Raw genomic sequence first — 20,778 nt, forward strand, 5'->3', positions numbered from 1 at the left:
CGGTCGATCAGCGAGCGGTCTGCTCCACCCCGTCATCGCGGTCGTCGTCGTCCCCGTCGGGGACCCGGCAGGCGCGTTCCAGCAGCAGCCCGGCGACGCACAGCCCGACCGCGGCGACCACCGACACCAGTGCCCGGATCACCCGCTCCCGCGGCGCTGCCGCGTCGAAGCGGTCCACGAACATCAGGGCGAAGACCAGGTAGCCGCCGGCGATCACGGCACCGGCCAGCGCCGACGCCTTGCCGAGGACGAGGAACGCCACCGCCCGCTCCGGGGCGATCCGTTCCTTGCGCACCTGGATGCGTTGGTGGGTGGACCAGGCGAGCGCCCCGACCAGCGCCGCGATGACCACCAAGGCGGCGGGCGCGGTCCACGGCACGTACGGGGCGACCAGGTCGAGGGCGTTGGCCACCACCACGACGAGCCACCCGGCCAGGGCACCGAACACGGCAGCCACGGCCAACGACTTCGCCGAGGTCGTCTTCATCGAGCCGCCACCACGGGGATCCTGCGGGCCGACCCGACCGGGGTCGGTCACGGCCCGACCGGTCCGGTGCGCCGCGCCGGTGTCGCGTACCGGCTCGGTCGGGTGGAAAGGCTCGGTCGGGTGGACAGGGTCAGTCGGCTTCGATCAGCAGGTCGTCGCGGCGGACGACCCCGTCACCGGGCACCCGGCCGGCGAGATCGGCGACCTCGCCGACACCAGGGATCTCACCCTTGGCGTCGATCTCCAGCCAGGGCAGCAGCACGAAGGCACGCTCGCCGGCCAACGGGTGCGGCAGCCGCAGGTCCGCAGCGTCGGACGAGGTGTTCCCGACCATGATCAGGTCAACGTCCAGGGTGCGCGGAGCCCACTTCTCGCCCCGCTCGCGACCGTACGCGTCCTCGATGGCCAGGGCGCGCTCGAGCAGCGTCCGCGGCTCCAGCGTGGTCTCGGCCACGACGACCAGGTTGAGGAAGCTCGGGCTGTCCTCGGGCCCGCCGACAGGTTCGGTCTCGTAGACCGAGGACACGTCCACGACGATCACGTCGGGGGTGTCGCGCAGGGCGTCCACCGCACCCTGCAGGTTGTTCAGGCGGTCGCCCAGATTGGATCCGAGGGAGTAGACGACCTTGCGGAGCGGCTTCATCCCGCTGAGGGTGTCCGCGTCGATGGCGTAGGGATTGGGACTGCTCATGGGGCGGTACTCCTGGTCAGGGTGACGGCTACGTCGCCGACCCGTACGGGCATGGGCGCCTGCGGTTTGTGGACGGTGACGGTCGCGGCGGTGATGCGGGGGTTGCGCAGGCACGTCCGGGCGATCCGGTCGGCCAGCTTCTCGATCAGGTTCACCGGGTCGCGCTCGATGTCGGCCACCACCGCGGTGGCCAACGCTGAGTAGTCGATGGTGTCGGCGAGATCGTCGCTGCGGGCAGCCACGCCGAGGTCCATCGTGCAGGCGACGTCGACGACGAAGTCCTGGCCCTGGTCCCGCTCGAACGCGTACACACCGTGGTGGCCGCGTCCGACGATGCCGGTGAGCACCACCTGATCCGCCGTCATCATCACCTCCTTGCACGGACCCTATCGGACCGGACAAAGGCCCCTGACGGGGAGCGAGTCAGCCCCGACGCCACCGCTCGACCACCGCGACGGCGTCCACGCTCGGACGTACGCGGTGCACGCGGACGCCCCAGACGCGGAGCTGCGCGAGCAGCGTCGTGAGGGCCAGTGACGCGTCGTCGCGCTCCCGTGCCGGCCGCGAAGAGCCGTCGGGACCCGCGAGCAGCGACCCGAGGAAGGCCTTGCGGGAGAGGCCGTAGAGGATCGGGAGACCGAGGGCGTCCAGCTCGTCCAGCCGGTTCAGCAGCTCCCAGTTGTGCTCCCCGGTCTTGGCGAAACCGAAGCCCGGGTCGAGCACCAGCCGATCGCGCCGGATCCCGGCGGCCAGGGCCGCCTCCACCTGCTCGGCCAGCTCGGCGGCCACCTCGCCGGCCAGGTCGTGGTAGTGCGCCCGGCTCTGCATGTCGGCCGCGTGCCCCCGCCAGTGCATGCACACGTACGGGACGCCGAGTCGCGCGACGGTCGGGAGCATCTCGGTCTCCGCCCGCCCGCCGGACACGTCGTTGACCAGCCGCGCACCGGCCCGGACCGCCCGCTCGGCGACCTCGGGCCGCATGGTGTCGACGCTGACGACGCCCCCGGCCGCCGCCAGAGCGGAGATGACCGGCAGCACCCGGGCCAGCTCCACCTCCTGGGTCGGCCGCACCGCCCCGGGGCGGGTGGACTCCCCGCCCACGTCCACCAGGTCCGCGCCCTCGGCCAGCAGATCCAGACCGTGGGCGATCGCCTCATCCGGATCCAGCCACTCGCCGCCGTCGGAGAACGAGTCGGGGGTGACGTTGACGACCCCCATCACCAGGGTCCGGCCCGGACTCGGGATCCCGTCCACCACCAGGTCGGCCGTCATGGGATCAACCTACTGAGATCGGAGAGCTACGCGTGATCGAGCGAGCGTCAGCGAGCGAGCCCGTCGCGAGCGACCGCGAACGAAGCGCCGACTCGGTCTGGACCGACGAACGAGCAGACACGCTCCTCCGTCTGCGAGAGAGAAGGGAAGACCGAGTCCTCAGCGCGAAGTGAGTACCGAGTGACGACTGACACCGCTACTTACCCGCCATGATCAGGCTGAGGGCCTCGGCCCTGGTGGCCGGGTTGCGGAGCTGGCCGCGGACGGCGCTGGTGACGGTGCGTGAGCCGGGTTTGCGCACGCCGCGCATGGTCATGCAGAGGTGCTCGCACTCCATCACCACGATCACGCCGCGCGGGGTGAGGATCCGCTGCAGGGCGTCCGCCACCTGGGTGGTCAGCCGCTCCTGCACCTGCGGGCGCTTGGCGTAGACGTCCACGAGTCGGGCCAGCTTGCTCAGACCGGTGATCCGGCCGTCGGCGCTCGGGATGTAGCCCACGTGGGCGACGCCGGTGAAGGGCACCAGGTGGTGCTCGCAGCACGACCACAGCTCGATGTCCTTGACCAGGACGAACTCGTCGTGCCCGAGGTCGAAGGTGGTGGTCAGCATCTCCTCCGGCGTCTGCCGGAGACCGACGAACATCTCCGCGTACGCGCGGGCGACCCGCTCGGGGGTGTCCTTGAGACCGTCACGGTCGGGGTCCTCGCCGATCCCGGCGAGGATCTCGCGGACCGCGGCCACGACGCGGGGGTGGTCGTACGGGCGCTGGGTCTGCTCGGGCACGTCCGCGCCCGCGTCGACGACCGGGTCGCTCGGCCCGGTCACCGGAAGTCCGGACCGGCCGGTGGCCAGCCCTCACTCGGCGGACCGGCGGGCCCGTCGGTGACCCCGGGTCCCTGCGGACCGGCGCTCCCCCCGGGCCCCTGCTGTCCGGGTCCGGAACCCGGCCCGGTGGCCGGTGGAGCGGTCGGCGGGACAGGTGAGTGCCCGGGCGGCAGCGCGGCACCGCCGGCCGGGTGGTCACCCGGCGCCGGGGGCAGCTGACCCTGACCGTTGTCACGGTGACCGTTCGCGCTCTGACCGTTCTGGCTGTTCTGCCCGTTGAGCGCCGGCGGCGGCGGGGTGACGGGCGGGATGCTCGACGGCACCCGGCTGTCGGACCCGGTCCAGGCCGGCCGGCGGGGTCGCAGCCGCAGCGGCTGGAACACCTCGGCCACGGCGGCCCGGTCCAGCGTCTCCCGCTCGAACAGCGCGTTGACCAGGGCGTCCAGGACGTCCCGGTTCTCGTTCAGGATGTCGAACGCCTCCTGGTGGGCGTTGCTGATCAGCTTGGAGACCTCCTGGTCCACCACCGCGGCGATGTCCTCGGAGTAGTCCCGCTGGTGACCGAAGTCGCGGCCCAGGAACGGCTCGGACCCGTCGGAGCCCAGCTTGATGGCGCCCAGCCGCTCGGTCATGCCGTACTGGGTGACCATCGCCCGGGCCACGCTGGTGGCCTTCTCGATGTCGTTGCTGGCCCCGGTGGTCGGGTCGTGGAAGACGAGCTCCTCGGCCGCCCGGCCGCCCATCATGTAGGCGAGCTGGTCCAGCAGCTCGGCCCGGGTGTTCGCGTACTTGTCCTGCTCCGGCAGCACCATCGTGTAGCCCAGCGCCCGCCCGCGCGGCAGGATCGTCACCTTCTGCACCGGGTCGGTGCCGGGCAACGCCGCCGCGACCAGGGCGTGACCGCCCTCGTGGTAGGCGGTGATCAGCTTCTCGCGCTCGTTCATCAGGCGGCTGCGACGCTGGGGACCGGCGATGACCCGGTCGATGGCCTCGTCCAGGTCCACGTTGGTGATCATGCGCTCGTTCTTGCGCGCAGTCAGCAGCGCGGCCTCGTTGAGCACGTTGGCCAGGTCGGCGCCGGTGAAGCCGGGCGTCCGGCGGGCCACGCTCTGCAGGTCGACGTCGGGGCCCATCGGCTTGCCCTCGGCGTGCACCCGCAAGATCTGGAACCGGCCGTTCATGTCGGGAGCGTCGACGGCGATCTGCCGGTCGAACCGGCCCGGGCGCAGCAGCGCCGGGTCGAGCACGTCGGGCCGGTTGGTGGCCGCGATCAAGATCACGCCGCCGCGGACGTCGAAGCCGTCCATCTCGACCAGGAGCTGGTTCAGCGTCTGCTCCCGCTCGTCGTGGCCACCGCCCATGCCGGCGCCGCGGTGCCGGCCCACGGCGTCGATCTCGTCGATGAAGACGATGGCGGGGGCGTTCTCCTTGGCCTGCTCGAACAGGTCCCGCACCCGGCTGGCCCCGACGCCGACGAACATCTCGACGAAGTCCGAGCCCGAGATCGAGTAGAACGGCACCCCGGCCTCGCCGGCGACCGCACGGGCCAGCAGCGTCTTGCCGGTGCCGGGCGGACCGTAGAGCAGCACGCCCTTGGGGATCTTGGCCCCGACGGCCTGGAACTTCGCCGGCTCGGCCAGGAACTCCTTGATCTCCTCGAGCTCCTCGATCGCCTCCTCGCAGCCCGCGACGTCACGGAAGGTGGTCTTCGGCGTGTCCTTGTTGGCGACCTTGGCCTTGGACTTGCCGAACTGCATGACCCGGCTGCCGCCGCCCTGCACCGAGTTGAGCAGGAAGAAGAAGAGGACGCCGATGATGATGAACGGGATCAGCGTCCCGAGCAGGGTCTGGAAGAAGCCGGGGGTGGGGTTCTTCCCGACCCAGGACTCCAGCGAGCCGGCGGCCACCCGCTCGTTCAGCCGGTCGATCAGCTGCTCGCTCTGGTTCCCGACCCACACCGCCTTGTACTTGGCGGGGTTGTCACCCCCCATCGTGACCTGGATCTCCTGCTCACCGTCGACCAGGACGACCTCTTTGAGAGGCTCGTTGCCGTTGATGATGGAGACGACCTTGGAGGTGGGTTCCTCGGAGTAGCCGCCGGTCAGGTTGCCGGTCAGGTCGACCAGCAGGCCGATGGCGATCACGGCGAGGACGATCCACAGGATGGGGCCGCGGAAGATGCGCTTGGCGTTCATGACCTACCTAGTCGGGAGGGTCGTGGCGACCCGGGTACCGAGCAAGGCTATCGTCCGGACCGAAACGCCCCTAGTCGTGCTGACCCGCGTGCGCGGGGACGGTCAGTCCTTCGGCGTCGACGACGCGTCCTCGTCCTCGTGCACCAGCGCGTCGAACCGTGCCGGATCGGCCAGCCGGGCGTGGGTCCGGCCGTACGCGACGTAGACGACCAGACCGATGACGAGCCAGATGAGGAAGCGCAGCCAGGTCTCCACGGCCAGGTTCGACATCAGCAGCACGCAGCAGATGCCGGACACGATCGGCAGCACCGGACTGAGCGGAGCCCGGAAGGGTCGGCGCATGTCGGGGCGCTTGACCCGCAGCACCGGGACCGCGATGGAGACGACCAGGAACGCGAACAGGGTGCCGATGCTGACCATCTCGGCCAGCTCCGCGAGCGGCACGAAGGCCGCCAGCAGGGCGACCACCGCGACGGTCAGCGAGGTCATCAGCACCGGGGTGTTCCAGGTCGGGTGGATCTTGCGGAACACCGGCGGCAGCAGTCCGTCGCGGGACAGGGCGAAGCCGATCCGGCCCATGGCCACCATGTCGACCAGGATCACCGAGCTCAGACCGGCCACCGCGGCCAGACCGATGAGCACCCCGGCCCAGCCCAGCCCGACCTCGCGGAACACCTGCGCGACGGCGTCGCCCTCGCTGAGGTCGGTGTACTTGACCATGCCGGTGATGACCAGGCAGACACCCATGTAGAGCAGGGTGCAGATGCCGAGGGTGCCGAGCAGCCCCAGCGGCATGTCCTTCTTCGGGTTCTTGGTCTCCTCGCCCAGGTTGGCCACGGCCTCGAAGCCGCTGTAGGCGAAGAAGACCACGGCCGCGGCGACGAAGACGCCGACCATCCCGAAGGCGGTCGGGGTGGTTCCGGTCAGCACCTGCCAGAGCGGCGCGGTCAGGGTGCTGGTGGTCTGGTCGGCCGGCACCGGCTGGCTCGGCGGGACGAACGGGACCAGATTGGCCTTCTGGATGAAGAACAACCCGACCAGGATGACGAACAGGCAAACCGAGACCTTGATGATGACCAGGGTGTTGGTCACCCAGGCCGACTCCTTGACGCCCTTGATGGCCACCGCACCCAGGACCAGCACGATGAACACCGCACCGAGGTTGACCACCGAGTCCTCGCCGAAGACGGAGCTCGGCAGGAACGGGAACACCCCGAGCAGGTAGCCCGACCAGCCGCGGGCCACCACCGCCGCCCCGAGCGCGAACTCCAGGATCAGATCCCAGGCGATGATCCAGGCGAAGATCTCCCCGATGGTGGTGTACGCGTAGGTGTAGGAGCTACCGGCGGCCGGCACGGCGGCGGCCAGCTCGGCGTAGCAGAGCGCGGCCAGCAGGCTGACGAAGCCGGCGATCAGGAACGAGATCATGATGGCCGGCCCGGCGCTGTTCTTGGCCTGCAGACCGGTCAGGGTGAAGATGCCGGTGCCGATCACGATGCCGATCCCGAACCCCATCAGATCCCAGGCGGTCAGGTTCCTGGCCAGGTGGCCCTTCCCCGGCACCGGGTCGCCGTGGGTGTCGATGTTGCTGTTGGCCAGCACGTCGTCGACGCTCTTGGTGCGGAAGATGCTCATGAGACAACCCTAAGGATGTCTCAGGATCCCGCGGACACCGGCCCTCTGATTCCCGGCAGGGAGACTTCGGTTCGCGTACCCGGTGGTCGGCCCAGGCAGTGGCGGTCGGCCTAGCATCGGGTTTTCCGACCGCGGGCGGGTTTCCCGGGGCGAACGCCGGCCGACCACCCGGGTTATCCGACCGCGGGCGGGTGTCCCGGGGCGCACGCCGGCCGCGGCAGCCCGCGGGGCCGAGTGAACCTCAGCTGTAGACGTGCGGCGCGAGGGTGCCGACCGAGGTCAGGTTGCGGTAGTGCCCGTCGTAGTCGAGGCCGTAGCCCACCACGAACTCGTTCGGGATGTCGAAGCCGACGTACGCGACGTCCACGGTGTTCTTGGCCGCCTCCGGCTTCCGGAACGCCGTCATGATCTTGAGGCTGGCCGGGTTGCGGGACATCAGGTTGCCGATCAGGTACGACAGGGTCAGCCCGGTGTCGATGATGTCCTCCACCACCAGCACGTGCAGGCCGCTGATGTCGGTGGTCAGGTCCTTGAGGATGCGGACGACACCTGACGACTGGGTGCCCGAGCCGTACGAGGAGATGGCCATCCAGTCCATCCGGCAGTGGCTCTTGAGCGCGCGGGAGAGATCGGCCATCACCATGACGGCCCCGTTCAGGACGCCCACGAGAAGGATCTCCTCCCCCTCGTAGTCGCTGTCGATCTGCGCGGCGACCTCGGCGATCCGCCCGGCGATCTGGTCGGAGGTGAAGAGCACCCGAGAGAGGTCACCGCTGATCTGCGCGTCATCCACGGGGCCAGCCTGCCACAGCGGAACGCGATAGCTACCTCGCCGCCGGAGCCTCGACCGGCAGAGACCGGATCCTGACCAGGGGCCGGCGGGATCCAGACCTCGGTGGGCACGATCTCGGGTCAGCGGTCGGGTCGGACCAGCTCGAGCCGTCCGTCCGTCCGGCGCACGCGCAGACCCCCGGGCAGGTCCACGCCTGCCTGACCGTGCCAGTCGGTGACCAGTGCCTCGACCGCGTAGAGGTGACCGGCGTTCAGGTCGGGGGCGCCGTGCTCGAGTCGCAGCCACCGCCCCAGCAGCCGCCGACCCAGCGCCGGCGGCAGACCCTCGACGACCTGGCAGGCCAGGGTGGAGGTGCCTGGATCCGCCTCCGCAGCCAGGGCGTCCAGCAGGTCCGCGTCGTCCCGGGCCAGCACGGCGGTACGGGCCAGCGCCTCGGCGATCCCGGGACCGAGCTCGCGCTCCAGCGTGGGCAGCACCGTCTGCCGCACCCGGACCCGGGCGTAGCCGGGGTCGGTGTTGTACGGGTCGCTCCACCAGACGAGGTCGTTCTCCCGACAGACCTGCTCCGTGACGGACCGCGGCAGCGCCAGGAACGGCCGCAGGCGACGGGCGCCCGGTCCGCTGCGCAGCGCCATGCCGGCCAGGGACCGGGTGCCGGAGCCGCGGGCCAGACCCAGCAGCACGGTCTCCGCCTGGTCGTCGCGGGTGTGGCCGAGCAGCAGCGTCGCGTCCCGGGTGGCGGCCGCCTCGTCCAGCGCGCGGTAGCGGGCCAGCCGGGCGTCGGCCTCCGGCCCGGCACCGGTGCTGCGGACCGTCACCGTCCGTACGGTGACGTCGCCGAAGCCCAGGGTGGTCAGCGTGGTCGCGGTCTCGGTGGCCCGGTCGGCCGAGAACTGCTGCAGCCCGTGGTCCACCACCACCGCGGCGATGGGCAGCGTGCGCCGGGCCCCCACGGTGACGACGGCCCGGGCCAGGGCCAGCGAGTCCGGTCCTCCCGAACAGGCGACGAGCAGACAGCCGTCGGAGGGGTCGAGGCTGCTCTCGACGGCCCGGACGGCCGCCAGGGTGGCCGGCCCGAGCGCGCGCCGCGCCATCGTCGCGTCGTCAGGCGGTCGGTGGCGGGGTCGCGTCGGACCCGTCCGCCGGACCGGAGCCGTCGGGATCGCCCGCCGGGTCGTGCCCGCCCTCGAGCGGGGGGTGCCCCGTCTTCGCGTCCATCCGGTCCAGCCAGAGCTGCGGGTCGGCGATCTCGGCCTTGGTCGGCAGCGTCTCGGGTGAGGTCCAGACCCGGTTGAGTCCGTCCATCCCGCCGGCCGCGATGACGGCCTTGCAGAAAGCTCCCCCGTCCCGGTACTGCCGCATCTTGGCGTCCAGCCCGAGCAGCTTGCGGATGATCTTGTCGAAGCCCTGACCCTGACGGCGGACGTCGAAGCGGCGGCGGATCTCGACGATGCTGCCGATCACGTCCGGGCCGACGCCGTCCATCACCACGTCCGCATGGCCCTCCAGGAGCGACATGACGGCGGTGATGCGATCCACGATCTCCCGCTGCCCCGGGGTCTGCACGAGGTCGACGATGGAGAGCTCCGCGTCGCCGCGGGCGGCCTCGGAGATCCGCTTGACCGCCTCCCGCAGCATCCCGGCCAGCGCGGCGCCGTCGACGTCCGCGGTGGCCACGATCTCGCCGATCTGGGTGTTCAGGTAGCCGCGGAGCCAGGGCACCGCGGTGAACTGGACGCGGTGGGTCTCCTCGTGCAGGCAGACCCAGAGGCGGAAGTCGCCGGGAGCGAGGTCGAGCTCGCGCTCCACCGCGACGATGTTCGGGGCGACCAGCAGCAGCCGTCCCCCGGGCGGGAGCTCTCCGCCCGCGCCGTCCGCGACGCCGTCCACCCCGGGGTAGAAGGGGTCGAACTGACCGAGCACCTTGGGCGCCAGGTAGCTGAGCAGCGCCCCGACCTCGACCCCGGTGATCCGGGCGCCGATGCTGACCAGGGCGGGGTTGGAGTTCTTCGCCCGCTCCGCGGTCTTGGTGGTGAGCGGCGCCAGCACCTGCCGGAAACCGTCGAGGTTGGCCTCGATCCACCGTGGCCGGTCGACGACGAGCACCGGCGCGGTGCCGCTCGGCGCGGTCAGCCCGGTCACCTCGCGGACGTACGCCTCGGCCCGGACGGCGCACCGACGGAGGTCGGCGACGGCCTCGGCGGCCCCCTCCCGGGAGATGTCGGGACCGGGCTTGACCAGCCGGCTGGCCGTGCTGAGGGCGACGGTCCAGTCGACCATGGAGGACGAGGTCATGGGCGCAGCCTATGCGCGATCCTCCCTCGATGGGTGTCTGGTGCTCGTACCTCATCGGGTCCCAGGCACGAGCGGCCACGATCCGTGGGTCGGCAGGACGGTTCCCTCACCGAGGGCCCGGAGGTTCTCCCCCTCGGACCCGCAGATCAGGTGGCGAGATGCACCTCGACGGCTCCCGACGTGTCCGCCGGATGCAGGTTCCCGCTGGCGTAGGACCTGTCGCCGCCCAGGGCGCGGACCTTGCGCGCGGGACTCCCGACGTACAGAGAGTCCCGGTCGCAGTCGCCGATGACGAGCGACCCCGCGCCGACGACACAGCCGGCCTGGATATGGACCCCGGGCAGGACTGTCGACCTGGCCCCGAGCCACGTGCCTTCGCCGATGACGATCGGCAGCGCGACATCGCGCCCGGCACGCCGACCGGGATGCTCGGAGATCTCGTGGGTAGCCGTGGCCAGCACCGACCACATCCCGATCTGGGCGCCGGCCCCGACGTGGATGGTGGTATTCCCGTCGAAGAAGCACCCGACGTTGGCGAACGAGTCAGCCTCGAAGATGACCTCGCGAGAGCCGATGTAGCAGAGTTCGGCGATGCAAGCCGTCCGGTCGATCGGATACCCGAGGGCTCGCAGGACGGCGCGACGGATGGGCCGGGGAACCAAGGGAGACGCCAGCGGACCGTTGACGAAGCCCCGGTCGAGCTGCGTGACGATCTTGCGCAATACACCCATCAGACATCCCCCTCAGCAACCACCCGACCCCCGTCATCGGATGGTGACGAGCACCCGACTCCATCATCGGACGGTGACGATGATCCCCGGTCAGGCACGAACTCCCGCGAAACCATAGCCTGCCGATGAAGAGTTCGCCTAGGTCGCCGTTTCGGCACCCGAGGCTGGAGGACCGCACTACGATATGTCGCGGATGAGTGCTGATCGGCGCGGATCGTGTGACTCACCGTGATTTCTGCCTCCGCTTCCCGGGGACATGAACCGGTCCAGACAGGCATGAGGAACACAGTGAACAGCAGGCGTCGTCGAGTCACGTTCGCGTTGTCGGTCGCGGTGGCGATCGCAGCGGCCGTGGCGGTCTTGCTCGCGTCAGGAGTGCTCGCCCCGACGCCGGTCCAGTCCTCCAGCCAGGTCATCGGCGGACCGATCGCCGCGGTGGGTGACAGCATCACCTTCGGGGAAGGCGTCGGTCAGGCCCGGCGGGAGCAGGACTCCTACCCCGGTCAGCTCCAAGCCCTCCTCGGACCTGGTTACCAGGTGTCGAACTTCGGTTGGATCGGGGCGACGGCGCAGGACACCGGGGACATCCCCTACAAGAAGACCGGCGCCTACGAGGCGTCGCTGGAATCGAACCCGAACATCGTCGTCATCATGCTCGGCGCCAACGACTCCAAAGCCGTCAACTGGGATGCCAACGGCTACGAAGCGCAGCTGGCCGAACTGATCTCGCTCTATCGGGTCCTCCCGAGCCGGCCGACTGTCTACGTCGCCACCCCGCCCGTCGCCTTCGAGAACGCGGCCGGCATCCGGCCCACCGTCATAGCTCGGGAGATCGTCCCCATCGTCCGCACGGTCGGTGCACGCACGTCGACCCCCGTCATCGACGTGCACACGGCGACGAAGCCTTTTCCTGACTACTTCCCGGACGGGGTCCACCCCGATCGAGACGGCGCAGCCCTGATCGCGTCGACAGTCAGGTCCGCGATCGTCGGTTGACGGCTTGCCGCAATCCGTCAGCCACTGCAGCCGCACCCGGCGACGGAGGCAGCCACCCGGTCCAGCCAGGTCTTGGCCGCGAACTCTCCGGTGGCGCCGTTGGTGATGAACGCGTACGCCACGAGCGTTCCGTCCGTGGTCCGGAGGAACCCGGCCAGCGAGTGGACCTGACGCAGGGTCCCGGTCTTGCCGCGGACCATCCCGCGGGCGGCCACGGTGTCGTCGGCGGAGAACCTCCCTTTCAGACTCCCCTCGACCCCGGCCACCGGGAGCCCGGTGATCAGGGCTCGGAGCTGGGCGTGGTCGCCCGTGGCTGCCAACCGGAGCAGGCGGGAGAGGGTGTTCGCACCGATCCGGTTGTCCCTGGACAGTCCGCTGCCGTCCCGGACGACGGTGTCGGGGTGCCAGGCTCCGAGCTCGGTGAGCGTCACCTTGATCTGCCGGCGGCCCTCGATGATCGAGCCGGACCGGCCCCCGGCCAGGGCCACCTGCCGGAACAGCACCTCCGCGCCGTCGTTGTCGCTGCTCATCAGCACCTGCTCGACGATCCGTTCCAGCGGCATGGACGAGACCGCGGCGATCCGGGGGTCGCCCTTGGCGGCGTCGGCCTCGGCGACATCGGTGACCTTGATGCCCTGCCGGCGCAGGGCGGCGGCGAAGGCCTTGGCCGCCTGCCCGGCCGGATCGCTGGTCCGCGGACCCGGCGAGCCGCCGGCGAGGCGACCCTCGTCCACCCACAACGCCGAGGTCGGGGTGACCTGGTCGCCGTAGCCGGACGGCCAGGTGGGGTTCCAGGCGGGCCCGGCGAACAGGCCCGCGTCGTAGCCGAGGGTGACCGAGGTCCGCTTCGCCTTCTTCAGCGCGGCGGCGGTCTTCTTCGCCAGGTCGGCGACCGAGGCCCGGGCCGGGTAGGTCGAAGCGGTGGTCCGGGTGGCCAGGTAGGGGTCGCCGCCGCCGACCAGGATGATCTGCTTCTTGCCGGACGCGACCACCGAGGTGGTGAAGCGATGCTCGGGGCCGAGCATCGACAGCACCGCGGCGGAGGTGAGCAGTTTGTTCACCGACGCCGGGATCTCGGCCGCCTCGGCCCGGTGCGCGAAGAGCGTCTTGCCGGTGCCCACGTCGACCACCGAACCCGAGTAGACCCCGCCGACGCCGGCGCGGCTGACGGACCGGATGCGGGCGGCCACCGTGGCCGCCTCCGGCCGGTCCCCCGGTGGGGCGGGCTGCAGCACCGAACGCGGCAGCTCGGTCGGGAAGGGCGCCGGTGTGGTGTTGCTGACACCGGGCGATGGTGCATCAGAGTCGGGCGAGGGTGGCGGCGAGTCGGTCGCCGCGCCCGAGGGGGGACCGCCGGGAGTCCCGGAAGGGCCATTTTCCCTGCCCACAGACGAATCCGCGGAGAACCCGGTGCCGAGGGCGCCGCTGATCAGACCGAGCGCGGCCGCCGAGATGACGACCAGGGCCACGACAGCCACCACCAGCCGCTTCAGACTCACGTTCGCCCGCACCTCTCCCACCCGTTAGGCTCCACGAGGCAGCCCATCCACCGACCCCGTGGCACCGTGACGGTGCGCCGAGACCACCCGGGGGTACGACCATCCTAAGGAGCCTCGATGACGTCGCCGAACACTGAAGAGAACCCGCGCGAGTTGAGCGGACTCACCTTCGACGTGACCGTGGAGATCGCCAAGGGCGGCAAGAACAAGTACGAGGTCGACCACCACAGTGGCCGGATCCGCTTGGACCGGACCCTGTTCACCGCGACCGCGTACCCGGCCGACTACGGGTTCATCGAGGGGACCCTCGGTCAGGACGGCGACCCGCTGGACGCGCTGGTGCTCGTCTCGGAGCCCACGTTCCCCGGCTGCCTGATCGAGTGCCGGGCCATCGGCATGTTCCGGATGCGCGATGAAGCCGGCGGCGACGACAAGGTGCTGTGCGTGCCTGCCTCCGACGTCCGCCGCGACCACCTCCGCGACCTCGAGAACGTGCGGGAGTACCTGCTGCTCGAGATCGAGCACTTCTTCACCGTCTACAAGGACCTGGAGCCCGGCAAGTCGGTCGAGGGCGCGACGTGGACCGGAGCCGAAGAGGCCGAGGCCGAGGTCCGGGCCAGTTTCGACCGGGCCAAAGAGGCGAACTTCTGACGGTCGGCTCCTGAGCTGACCGGGGCGACTCGGACACCGAGTCGCCCGTGCACCCACCGTCGGGCGGGCGAGTCAGTGGGGATTCCCACGACCCGAGCGGTATCTGAGATCCGACGAACGAGGCCCCCCGATGTCTCCTACTATCCCGACATGAGCACCCGGGAACCGAGGCCGGACGCGCTGGTGATCGGCGCACCCAAGGCGGGCACCAGCGCCCTGCATGCCGCGCTCGCCCGCCACGACCAGGTCCACGCGTCCGCCGTGAAGGAACCCAAGTACTACCTGTGCGGCGACGCTCCCCCACCGGCGTACTGCGGGCCGGGCGACGCGCACAGCCAGCAGGAGTGGGTCTGGCGGCGCCAGGACTACCTGTCCCTCTTCGCCCCCGCACCGGACGGGACCGTACGGCTGGAGAGCACACCCTTCTACCTGTACCTGCCGGACGCCCGACGGCGGATCGCCGAGGACTCCGACGACGTACGGCTGGTGGCCATCATCCGGGACCCGGTCGACCGGGCGTACTCGAACTGGATGCACCTGTGGGTCGACGGCCTTGAGCCGAAGGCCGACTTCTGCGAGGCCTGGCGGGCCGAGGAGGAGCGGATCGACGCCGGCTGGGCGCCCTTCTGGCACTACCAGCGGATGGGCCGCTACGGCGAGCAGCTGGCCGACCTGTTCACCCGGGTGGACCGGGACCGGGTGCTGGTGCTCCGCTACCGGGAGCTGGTCGCCGAGCCCGCCCGGACCCTGGACCGGGTCTCGACCTTCCTCGGCATCGAGACCGGCCGGGTCGGTGTCGTGCCGCCGGACAACTCCCGCCCCTTCGTCGAGCCCGGACTCAAGGCCGCCGTGCTGGGACGGGTGGTGCGCGCCGGTGCGGTCGCGGGGTCGTACGTGCGGCCGGAGCTCTGGCGGGAGGCGGTCAAGCCCCTCTACCGCGCCCTGCAGCACGGCGGACCCGAGGGTCGGCCGAAGCTGGCGCTGCAGGTGCGGGCCGAGCTGGTCAAGGAGTGCCTGGACGACATCGGTCTGCTGGAGGAGGTCCTGAAGGAGTCGTTCGAGGACTGGCGCTCGAGTGCGGGACGCGGGTCGTTCAAGGAGCGGACGAGCTGAGGTCAGCCGATCGAGGTCATCAGGTCGTGCGAGCCGTCACTCCGAGCAGCCTCGAAGTAGAACCTGGTGCGCCCGTCCTCGAGGGGAACAGCGCTGACGTAACGGAACGCCCCGTCGCCCTCCGGTGAGACCACGGCCGGCCCGACCCCGACCGGTGTCAACCGTCCGTCCCGCTCGACGGCGATCCCCGTCCTCTCGAACCAGTTGTCCTCCGCCGTCGCCCGGCCGTCGTAGAGCACCGTCAGCGGACTCTCCCCCAGCACTGTCGTCACTCGCGCGCCGCGCGCGTCCCAGCCACCAGGGGTCGGGCCCAGAGCCTCACCCTCCACGGTCCAGACCAGCCCGTCTGTACTCGTGGCGTAGGCCGTCCACATCCGGTCCTCCGCCCCGACCACGTCCAGAGGGTGGCAGCAGACCCACATCCGCCAACCGCCGCGCCGCGCATCGAGGACGATCACCGGGTCCTTCACTGCCACTCGTTCGTCGCCGGGCAGGACCACAGTGCGTCGCCCGCCCGGCAGCTCCGCCGGCGTCGCCGCGTCGACGGCCTCGATCCACCAGTGCTTCGACCCCGGCGTCGCACAGCTGACGTAGAGGCGCCAGCCGCCGGACGGCAGCGGTGCCAGCACCGGCCGCTCGAACGAGTCAGCGCCGAAGACCTCGCGCTGGATCTCGCAGACGGTCTCGAAGCGGACCCCGTCCGCCGACCGAGCCACGACGACGCTCACTCCACGCCCCGCCGTGATCGGCCGCCGCACGCGGTAGCTCAGCCAGAAGACGCCCTCGTGCAGCACCGCGCTGGCTCCACCAGCCCAGTTCCCGGCCCCGACATCCGGTGCGGGAACGACGAGCTCGGCGCCGTCGAACCGAGGGAGGACGAGATCGACGAATGTGGCCACCTGCGCACCTTAAGGGTGACTTCTCGGCGGTTTGTGGCTCGTATCACCCACCAGTCGAGGTCGCCCGTCCTCCGCACGAAGGTGCAGGCGTCACAGGAGAGTGCGTCGACGGGTTCTGGCGACGACGAGCCAGCCGAGTCCGACGAGGACCATGGCACCGCCGGCGAAGACCACCAGAGGGCGGGGCGAGCGTCGGCCCGCATCATCCGGCGATGTCGACGCCGACACCGACTGCGGCGGCGCGGTTTCGTCGACCGGTGCCCAACCGATCAGGGTTCCGTCACGCGATTGGAGGCTGACCCGCGTCGTCTGTGCCCCCGTCATACCGAGGTCCGCGACATCGACGACCACCGCCCGCTCGCCGTCGAGCTGCACCCAGGACAACGGTGTGGCGCGCGGATCCTGTCGACCGCCGAAGGCGTAAGGGAACACCCAGTCGCCGGGCTCCAGGTCCGGAGCCTCGATCCGCACCGTCGAACCCGACCTGGAGATGGTCACGCCCCCGGCCTTGGCGCCGACGAGGGCGATCTTCGGGTCGACCGCCTCGGGTGACCTCGTGGGCTCCGGCAGCACCGCGATGGTGCCTTCCGTCACCACGAACTCCCCGGTGTCCACTGTGCGGAGGGCGTCGCCGGGATCCGAGCCCGTCATCAACCGGAAGCGATGGAGGCCCGGGGTCAGCGCCGGATCCGTGTCCGTGGCGCCGGGAAGCCGGAGGCCGACCACGAATGACCCGTCCCGCTCAGCCTGCACGATCGTCCAGATCGTCGGATCCGCCCGCGGGTCCGAACTCCGCCGCAGGTAGCGCCCGTCGTCGATCTGGACACGTACCCGCGAACCACCGCCCCCGCCCGCCCGACAGAACCCGACTCCGCTCACGGTCAGGGTGTCGCCCCGTTCCACCGTCGGCACCCCGCGGACTGTTCGTGGGGCGGACAGCGCTGTCGCCGGCTCGGCGCCGCACTCTGCGGTATCGGGCTCGCCCCCCGAGCCTGCTCGCGCCAGTGGCGCCGACGACGTCGGTGACGGAGACGTCGGCGACGGAGACGTCGGCGACGGAGACGGATGGTCGAGCGGCTGGGTCCCGGTCCGCGCTCCTGGATCGGGACCGTCGGGGGGCGCCTTGCTGGAGGTCGGTCCACCGACGGTGTCGGGGGAAGCGGACTGGACGACGGCACCGGGACCTGCCGCCGCGCTCCGATCGGCCGTACGCGGGCTGGCCGCCGTGGCAACACTTCGCAACGGGGCGGAAGGTTCCTGCGTCGCCATCTGCCGAGACCCCGGAGACGAAGCCGACGGAGTCGGCTCGTCGGCGCCGATGGTCTCGCTCGGTGTGGGACGCTCGCTCGCGGTCGGCAACTGCTCCGGCTTTGATGTCCTGCGAGGCTCGGTTCTGGGCGCCGAGGTCGTGGTCGGCTCGGACGGGGGGCGCGGACGTTTCGAGGAGGTGCCGGACGCAGCGACGATGTCGAAGGTGAGCGCCACCGATCTGGTCGCGTCGTTGCCGACGAGTCGCCCGCTCAAGAGGCGCACGGAGTGCCTCGTGCCGGCGCCCCAGGTGGGACCGTGCGGTAGGGGAACCGCCACCGTGAAACGCCCTTGCCTGTTGGCCTTGACTGCTGCGACGACCGTGGTGTCGCCGATGGCCTCGCCGGTCGCCGGATTGGCCACCGCCCCTGCGGTGAGCACTCGACCCTCGTCCAGCTTGACCGCGACCACCGAGCCACCGCCGCCCGGGGCCGTCCAGCCGGTCCCGCTGATCTGGAGCTTCTCGGTGAGCTTCACCTGATCGGGAGCAGTCGTGGTCGAGCCGTCGCTGATCCGCTGGCTGTCCGCCGAGGCGGGGGCAGAGGATGTCGACACCAGGGTCACCCCCAGTGCGATCAGACCGACAAGGCACCGAAGCGTCGAACCCGTCAGCCCGTCGTGGTGACGGCTACTCATCAGCGAGCTCCCGGCGCGTGCAGCGGAACCGGAAGTGGACCCGCGAGGACGACTGACCTACACCGCAGCGGGCATGGGGCCCCCACGGTTGGAGTGAGTGTACGCCGGCTGAACCTATTCGCGCCGACATTGCCGTGCCCCAGCCGCCCCGACGACCGTCATGTGATCACCGTCTCATTCTGGAGCGTCGTCGAGGCTGGACGCCCGAGCGAGATCTGGTGGAATCCGCGCAAGCCGGGACGGCGGCCGAATCGATGAACTATGCTGAGCGGCGTTCTGATGACTCCGGTGCCACTGGGGAGTGGCGCGGGTCCCGACGGGCTGATCCCGTCTCGGAACATCCTTGGGGGAGGAATTCATGAAGGTCTTGATGGTGACGAACGCCATCGCTCCGGACAAGCTCGGTGGGCTCGAACGCTACGTCCGCGAACTCGCGGCGGCTCTGGTTCGCAAGGGTCACGACGTGACCACGCTGTCCAAGCGCACTGCACCTGATCAGGCGTCGGCCGAGACCGGGGACGACGGCGTCCGGCTGCTTCGCTTCACGACGCCGGCGAAGTCGGACCCGCTGTTCGTGGCGAAGTACCCGCTCAGCGTCGCCAGCGCCGTGCGGCGGACGGTGCTGGGTGCCGACTACGACGTGCTGCACGGCCATTACCCGATCTCGATGCTTCCGGTGACGACGACTCGGATCCCCTACATCTACACGTTCCACGCACCGGTGTACAAGGAGGTCCTCGGCGAGCGGCAGGGTGAGTACCGCGCTCCCGGACCCGTCTCGGGGGCCACTGTGCGGGCCATGAAGGGCATCGAACGAAGGGTCCTCGAGCACGCCGAGGTCGTGGTGACCCTCAGTGACTTCGTCGCCTCCGAGATGCGAGCGAACACCCGCCCCGGGTCCACCTCCTGGCAGAAGATCCCAGGTGGACTCCAGACCGACTACTTCACCCCCGTGCGGGACGCCGACACCCCTGTACCGGTGGATCGGCCGCTCATCGTGACCGCGCGACGACTCGTCGAGCGCACCGGCGTGGAGCTGCTGGTCGCAGCCATGGCCGAAGTGCTGCGCACCCATCCCACCGCCCAGCTGGTGATCACCGGAGACGGCCCACGACGTGCCCCCATCGAGAAGCAGCTGGCCGACCTCGGCATAGCGGAGTCGGTGCACCTGCTGGGGCGCGTGTCGGACTCCGACCTCCTCGCCTGGTACCGGACCGCGGACCTCGTCGTCACCCCGACCCTGGAGCTGGAGGGCTTCGGGCTGTCGACGGCGGAGGCGATGTCGTGCGGTACCCCCGTCGTCGTGACACCGGTCGGGGCGAACACCGAGGTCGTCGCCGGCCTCGGACCCCGCTTCGTCGCCCGTTCGACCGATCCGGCGGACATCGCAGCCACGCTCAAGGACGTGCTCGGGGACCCCGAGCTGTTGAGGCAGAAGCGTGGAGAGGCTCGAGATCTCGTGCACCCACGCTTCGGCTGGGACCACGTCGCAGATGCCTACCTCGAGACCTACGCACGTCTGCCGAGGCGACGTTGACGGCGGACGACGACCAGCCTGCCGGATCCGCCAGGTCAGGTCTGCTCTCCCGTCGCAACCTCATCGTCGGCGGAACCGCCGCCGCGATGGCAGCCGCGGGCGCAACGGGAGTGCTGATGTACAACCCGCCGAGCGGTACGCCACGGCCGGCTCCGGACCCGTCGCGACCAGCGAAGACCACCGTGAAGCCGGCGGGTGAGTACCTCGGCGCCATGGTCGGCGCCCCGATCGACCAGGCGGCCCTCCCGCGGTGGCGGGCCGATGTGGACACACTCGTCTCGCACGGTCAGAACCTGATCCGGACGAGTGTCTACGCGTGGTTGGTGGCCCCCGCGAAGTTCGAGTGGAACCCGGAGGCGTCGGCGTTCTACCGCGATGCCCTCGGTTACGCCCGCGATCGGGGACTGGCCATCAACATGGTGGTTCCCGGCTCGCCGGACTGGTCCCAGGACTACCCGTTCGAGGACTACGCCGAAGCGTGCTCCTGGTTCTGGACGACCATGCGAGACAACTTCGACGACATGGTCGATCTGTGGCAGCCCTACAACGAAGCCGACCACTCGCACTACCAGAAGTTCACCGGAGCCCCCCGAGAGGACTCTGACGAGTACGCGCGCTATCTGGGCGAGTTCGGTTACATGCTCGGAGTCGCCAGAGAGGTGCTCGGGCGGAACGGGACTCCGGTCACCACGAACCTCACGGGCTGGCCGATGAACGACGCGCGCGAGCAGGAGTGGTACACGGTACTCGACGCCATCCAACCGGCTCTGGACGTGCTCAGCCTCGATCTGTACCCCGCCGACAGCGAGTCCGAGATCGCCCGCCTCGCCGAACGCGTCGAGCGAGTACGACAGCGGTACGACAAGCCCGTGTTCATCGCGGAGATCGGTCTCCAGACGACTCCCGGCTCGTGGACCGAGGCCGATCAACGTGCCTACGTGCCGGCGGCGATCAAGACTCTGCGCACCGGCAAGGTCTGGGGCATCTGCCTGTACGAGCTGAGAGACAACGAGTCTCCCGCCGGCTTCGGCATCATCCGTCAGGACGGATCGCAGAAGCCGGGCTTCGCTACGGTGATGTCAGCCATGGCCCCGAAGTGACGACCGTCTGAGCGCCTGTGCGTCACCGATCACGCCCGACCTGACCCGTAGCGGATCGTCTGACAAGACCTGACATCGTCCCGCATACTGGCTGTACCGCAGGGGGCGGACCAC

Annotated in this window: 19 protein-coding genes; 5 read left to right on the forward strand and 14 right to left on the reverse strand. The window is 70.3% G+C overall.

The genetic code is table 11. From position 1 onward, the window contains the following. Positions 1 to 7 precede the first annotated feature (7 nt). The 11 genes from ABD714_RS21515 to ABD714_RS21565 all read right to left on the reverse strand — a co-directional run bounded on the left by ABD714_RS21515 (position 8) and on the right by ABD714_RS21565 (position 10,925). The gene (locus tag ABD714_RS21515; protein ID WP_344814511.1) at positions 8 to 538 is read right to left on the reverse strand and encodes a DUF3180 domain-containing protein; all 531 of its coding nucleotides are present in this window, start codon (positions 536 to 538) and stop codon (positions 8 to 10) included. A 79-nt stretch (positions 539 to 617) separates the two neighbouring features. Then, positions 618 to 1,178 (reverse strand): 2-amino-4-hydroxy-6-hydroxymethyldihydropteridine diphosphokinase, encoded by a 561-nt coding sequence (gene folK, locus ABD714_RS21520; protein ID WP_344814512.1) that lies wholly within the window; start codon positions 1,176 to 1,178, stop codon positions 618 to 620. Next, entirely contained in the window at positions 1,175 to 1,543 is a 369-nt protein-coding gene (gene folB / locus ABD714_RS21525) for a dihydroneopterin aldolase (RefSeq protein ID WP_344814513.1), read from the reverse strand. Before folB ends, folK begins: the two co-directional genes overlap by 4 nt. A gap of 58 nt (positions 1,544 to 1,601) precedes the next feature. Continuing rightward, positions 1,602 to 2,450 carry a dihydropteroate synthase gene (folP, locus tag ABD714_RS21530; RefSeq protein ID WP_344814514.1) on the reverse strand — a complete coding sequence of 283 codons (849 nt, stop codon included), beginning with the start codon at positions 2,448 to 2,450 and terminating at the stop codon, positions 1,602 to 1,604. Positions 2,451 to 2,646: 196 nt separating this feature from the next. Beyond that, a complete protein-coding gene (gene folE, locus ABD714_RS21535) occupies positions 2,647 to 3,234 on the reverse strand; it encodes a GTP cyclohydrolase I FolE (RefSeq protein ID WP_344814551.1) in 588 nt (195 codons plus the stop codon). Between the two features lie 38 nt (positions 3,235 to 3,272). Next, positions 3,273 to 5,471, reverse strand: coding sequence for an ATP-dependent zinc metalloprotease FtsH (ftsH, locus tag ABD714_RS21540; protein ID WP_344814515.1), 2,199 nt, complete (start codon positions 5,469 to 5,471; stop codon positions 3,273 to 3,275). Positions 5,472 to 5,573: 102 nt separating this feature from the next. Further along, positions 5,574 to 7,106, reverse strand: a complete 1,533-nt coding sequence (locus ABD714_RS21545) for an APC family permease (protein ID WP_344814516.1) — start codon at positions 7,104 to 7,106, stop codon at positions 5,574 to 5,576. Positions 7,107 to 7,347: 241 nt separating this feature from the next. Further along, positions 7,348 to 7,899 (reverse strand): hypoxanthine phosphoribosyltransferase, encoded by a 552-nt coding sequence (gene hpt, locus ABD714_RS21550; protein ID WP_344814517.1) that lies wholly within the window; start codon positions 7,897 to 7,899, stop codon positions 7,348 to 7,350. Between the two features lie 119 nt (positions 7,900 to 8,018). Beyond that, the gene (tilS, locus tag ABD714_RS21555; RefSeq protein ID WP_344814518.1) at positions 8,019 to 8,993 is read right to left on the reverse strand and encodes a tRNA lysidine(34) synthetase TilS; all 975 of its coding nucleotides are present in this window, start codon (positions 8,991 to 8,993) and stop codon (positions 8,019 to 8,021) included. A gap of 10 nt (positions 8,994 to 9,003) precedes the next feature. Further along, the gene (locus tag ABD714_RS21560) at positions 9,004 to 10,194 is read right to left on the reverse strand and encodes a zinc-dependent metalloprotease (protein WP_344814519.1); all 1,191 of its coding nucleotides are present in this window, start codon (positions 10,192 to 10,194) and stop codon (positions 9,004 to 9,006) included. 146 nt (positions 10,195 to 10,340) lie between these two features. Beyond that, a complete protein-coding gene (locus ABD714_RS21565; RefSeq protein ID WP_344814520.1) occupies positions 10,341 to 10,925 on the reverse strand; it encodes an acyltransferase in 585 nt (194 codons plus the stop codon). 351 nt (positions 10,926 to 11,276) lie between these two features. On the opposite strand from ABD714_RS21565, the gene ABD714_RS21570 reads away from it, so the two are divergent. Then, the gene (locus tag ABD714_RS21570) at positions 11,277 to 11,921 is read left to right on the forward strand and encodes a GDSL-type esterase/lipase family protein (protein ID WP_344814521.1); all 645 of its coding nucleotides are present in this window, start codon (positions 11,277 to 11,279) and stop codon (positions 11,919 to 11,921) included. Between the two features lie 17 nt (positions 11,922 to 11,938). Here the strand turns inward: ABD714_RS21570 and dacB are convergent, their stop codons facing one another. Continuing rightward, entirely contained in the window at positions 11,939 to 13,420 is a 1,482-nt protein-coding gene (dacB, locus tag ABD714_RS21575) for a D-alanyl-D-alanine carboxypeptidase/D-alanyl-D-alanine endopeptidase (RefSeq protein ID WP_344814522.1), read from the reverse strand. Between the two features lie 117 nt (positions 13,421 to 13,537). Here dacB and ABD714_RS21580 point away from each other — a divergent pair, with 117 nt between their 5' ends. Then, positions 13,538 to 14,071, forward strand: a complete 534-nt coding sequence (locus ABD714_RS21580; RefSeq protein WP_344814523.1) for an inorganic diphosphatase — start codon at positions 13,538 to 13,540, stop codon at positions 14,069 to 14,071. A 150-nt stretch (positions 14,072 to 14,221) separates the two neighbouring features. Beyond that, a complete protein-coding gene (locus ABD714_RS21585) occupies positions 14,222 to 15,184 on the forward strand; it encodes a sulfotransferase family protein (RefSeq protein WP_344814524.1) in 963 nt (320 codons plus the stop codon). Positions 15,185 to 15,186: 2 nt separating this feature from the next. Here the strand turns inward: ABD714_RS21585 and ABD714_RS21590 are convergent, their stop codons facing one another. Beyond that, positions 15,187 to 16,083 carry a hypothetical protein gene (locus ABD714_RS21590; protein WP_344814525.1) on the reverse strand — a complete coding sequence of 299 codons (897 nt, stop codon included), beginning with the start codon at positions 16,081 to 16,083 and terminating at the stop codon, positions 15,187 to 15,189. A gap of 90 nt (positions 16,084 to 16,173) precedes the next feature. Next, positions 16,174 to 16,995, reverse strand: a complete 822-nt coding sequence (locus tag ABD714_RS21595) for a hypothetical protein (RefSeq protein WP_344814526.1) — start codon at positions 16,993 to 16,995, stop codon at positions 16,174 to 16,176. A gap of 1,390 nt (positions 16,996 to 18,385) precedes the next feature. Between ABD714_RS21595 and ABD714_RS21600 the strand changes: the two genes are divergently transcribed. Both ABD714_RS21600 and ABD714_RS21605 read left to right on the forward strand, forming a co-directional pair. Then, a complete protein-coding gene (locus ABD714_RS21600) occupies positions 18,386 to 19,564 on the forward strand; it encodes a glycosyltransferase family 4 protein (protein ID WP_344814527.1) in 1,179 nt (392 codons plus the stop codon). A 182-nt stretch (positions 19,565 to 19,746) separates the two neighbouring features. After that, complete coding sequence (locus ABD714_RS21605; RefSeq protein ID WP_344814528.1) at positions 19,747 to 20,664, forward strand: glycoside hydrolase family 2 protein; 918 nt, start codon at positions 19,747 to 19,749, stop codon at positions 20,662 to 20,664. Positions 20,665 to 20,778 lie beyond the last annotated feature (114 nt).

Source organism: Microlunatus aurantiacus, assembly GCF_039536605.1.
Classification (GTDB): Bacteria; Actinomycetota; Actinomycetes; order Propionibacteriales; family Propionibacteriaceae; genus Microlunatus; species Microlunatus aurantiacus.

Coding starts and splice junctions, on each gene's coding strand:
- folK (WP_344814512.1), bottom strand. CDS start 1,178: ATGAGCAGTCCCAATCCCTACGCCATCGACGCGGACACCCTCAGCGGG.
- folB (WP_344814513.1), bottom strand. CDS start 1,543: ATGACGGCGGATCAGGTGGTGCTCACCGGCATCGTCGGACGCGGCCAC.
- folP (WP_344814514.1), bottom strand. CDS start 2,450: ATGACGGCCGACCTGGTGGTGGACGGGATCCCGAGTCCGGGCCGGACC.
- ftsH (WP_344814515.1), bottom strand. CDS start 5,471: ATGAACGCCAAGCGCATCTTCCGCGGCCCCATCCTGTGGATCGTCCTC.
- ABD714_RS21545 (WP_344814516.1), bottom strand. CDS start 7,106: ATGAGCATCTTCCGCACCAAGAGCGTCGACGACGTGCTGGCCAACAGC.
- tilS (WP_344814518.1), bottom strand. CDS start 8,993: ATGGCGCGGCGCGCGCTCGGGCCGGCCACCCTGGCGGCCGTCCGGGCC.
- ABD714_RS21560 (WP_344814519.1), bottom strand. CDS start 10,194: ATGACCTCGTCCTCCATGGTCGACTGGACCGTCGCCCTCAGCACGGCC.
- ABD714_RS21565 (WP_344814520.1), bottom strand. CDS start 10,925: ATGGGTGTATTGCGCAAGATCGTCACGCAGCTCGACCGGGGCTTCGTC.
- ABD714_RS21580 (WP_344814523.1), top strand. CDS start 13,538: ATGACGTCGCCGAACACTGAAGAGAACCCGCGCGAGTTGAGCGGACTC.
- ABD714_RS21585 (WP_344814524.1), top strand. CDS start 14,222: ATGAGCACCCGGGAACCGAGGCCGGACGCGCTGGTGATCGGCGCACCC.
- ABD714_RS21600 (WP_344814527.1), top strand. CDS start 18,386: ATGAAGGTCTTGATGGTGACGAACGCCATCGCTCCGGACAAGCTCGGT.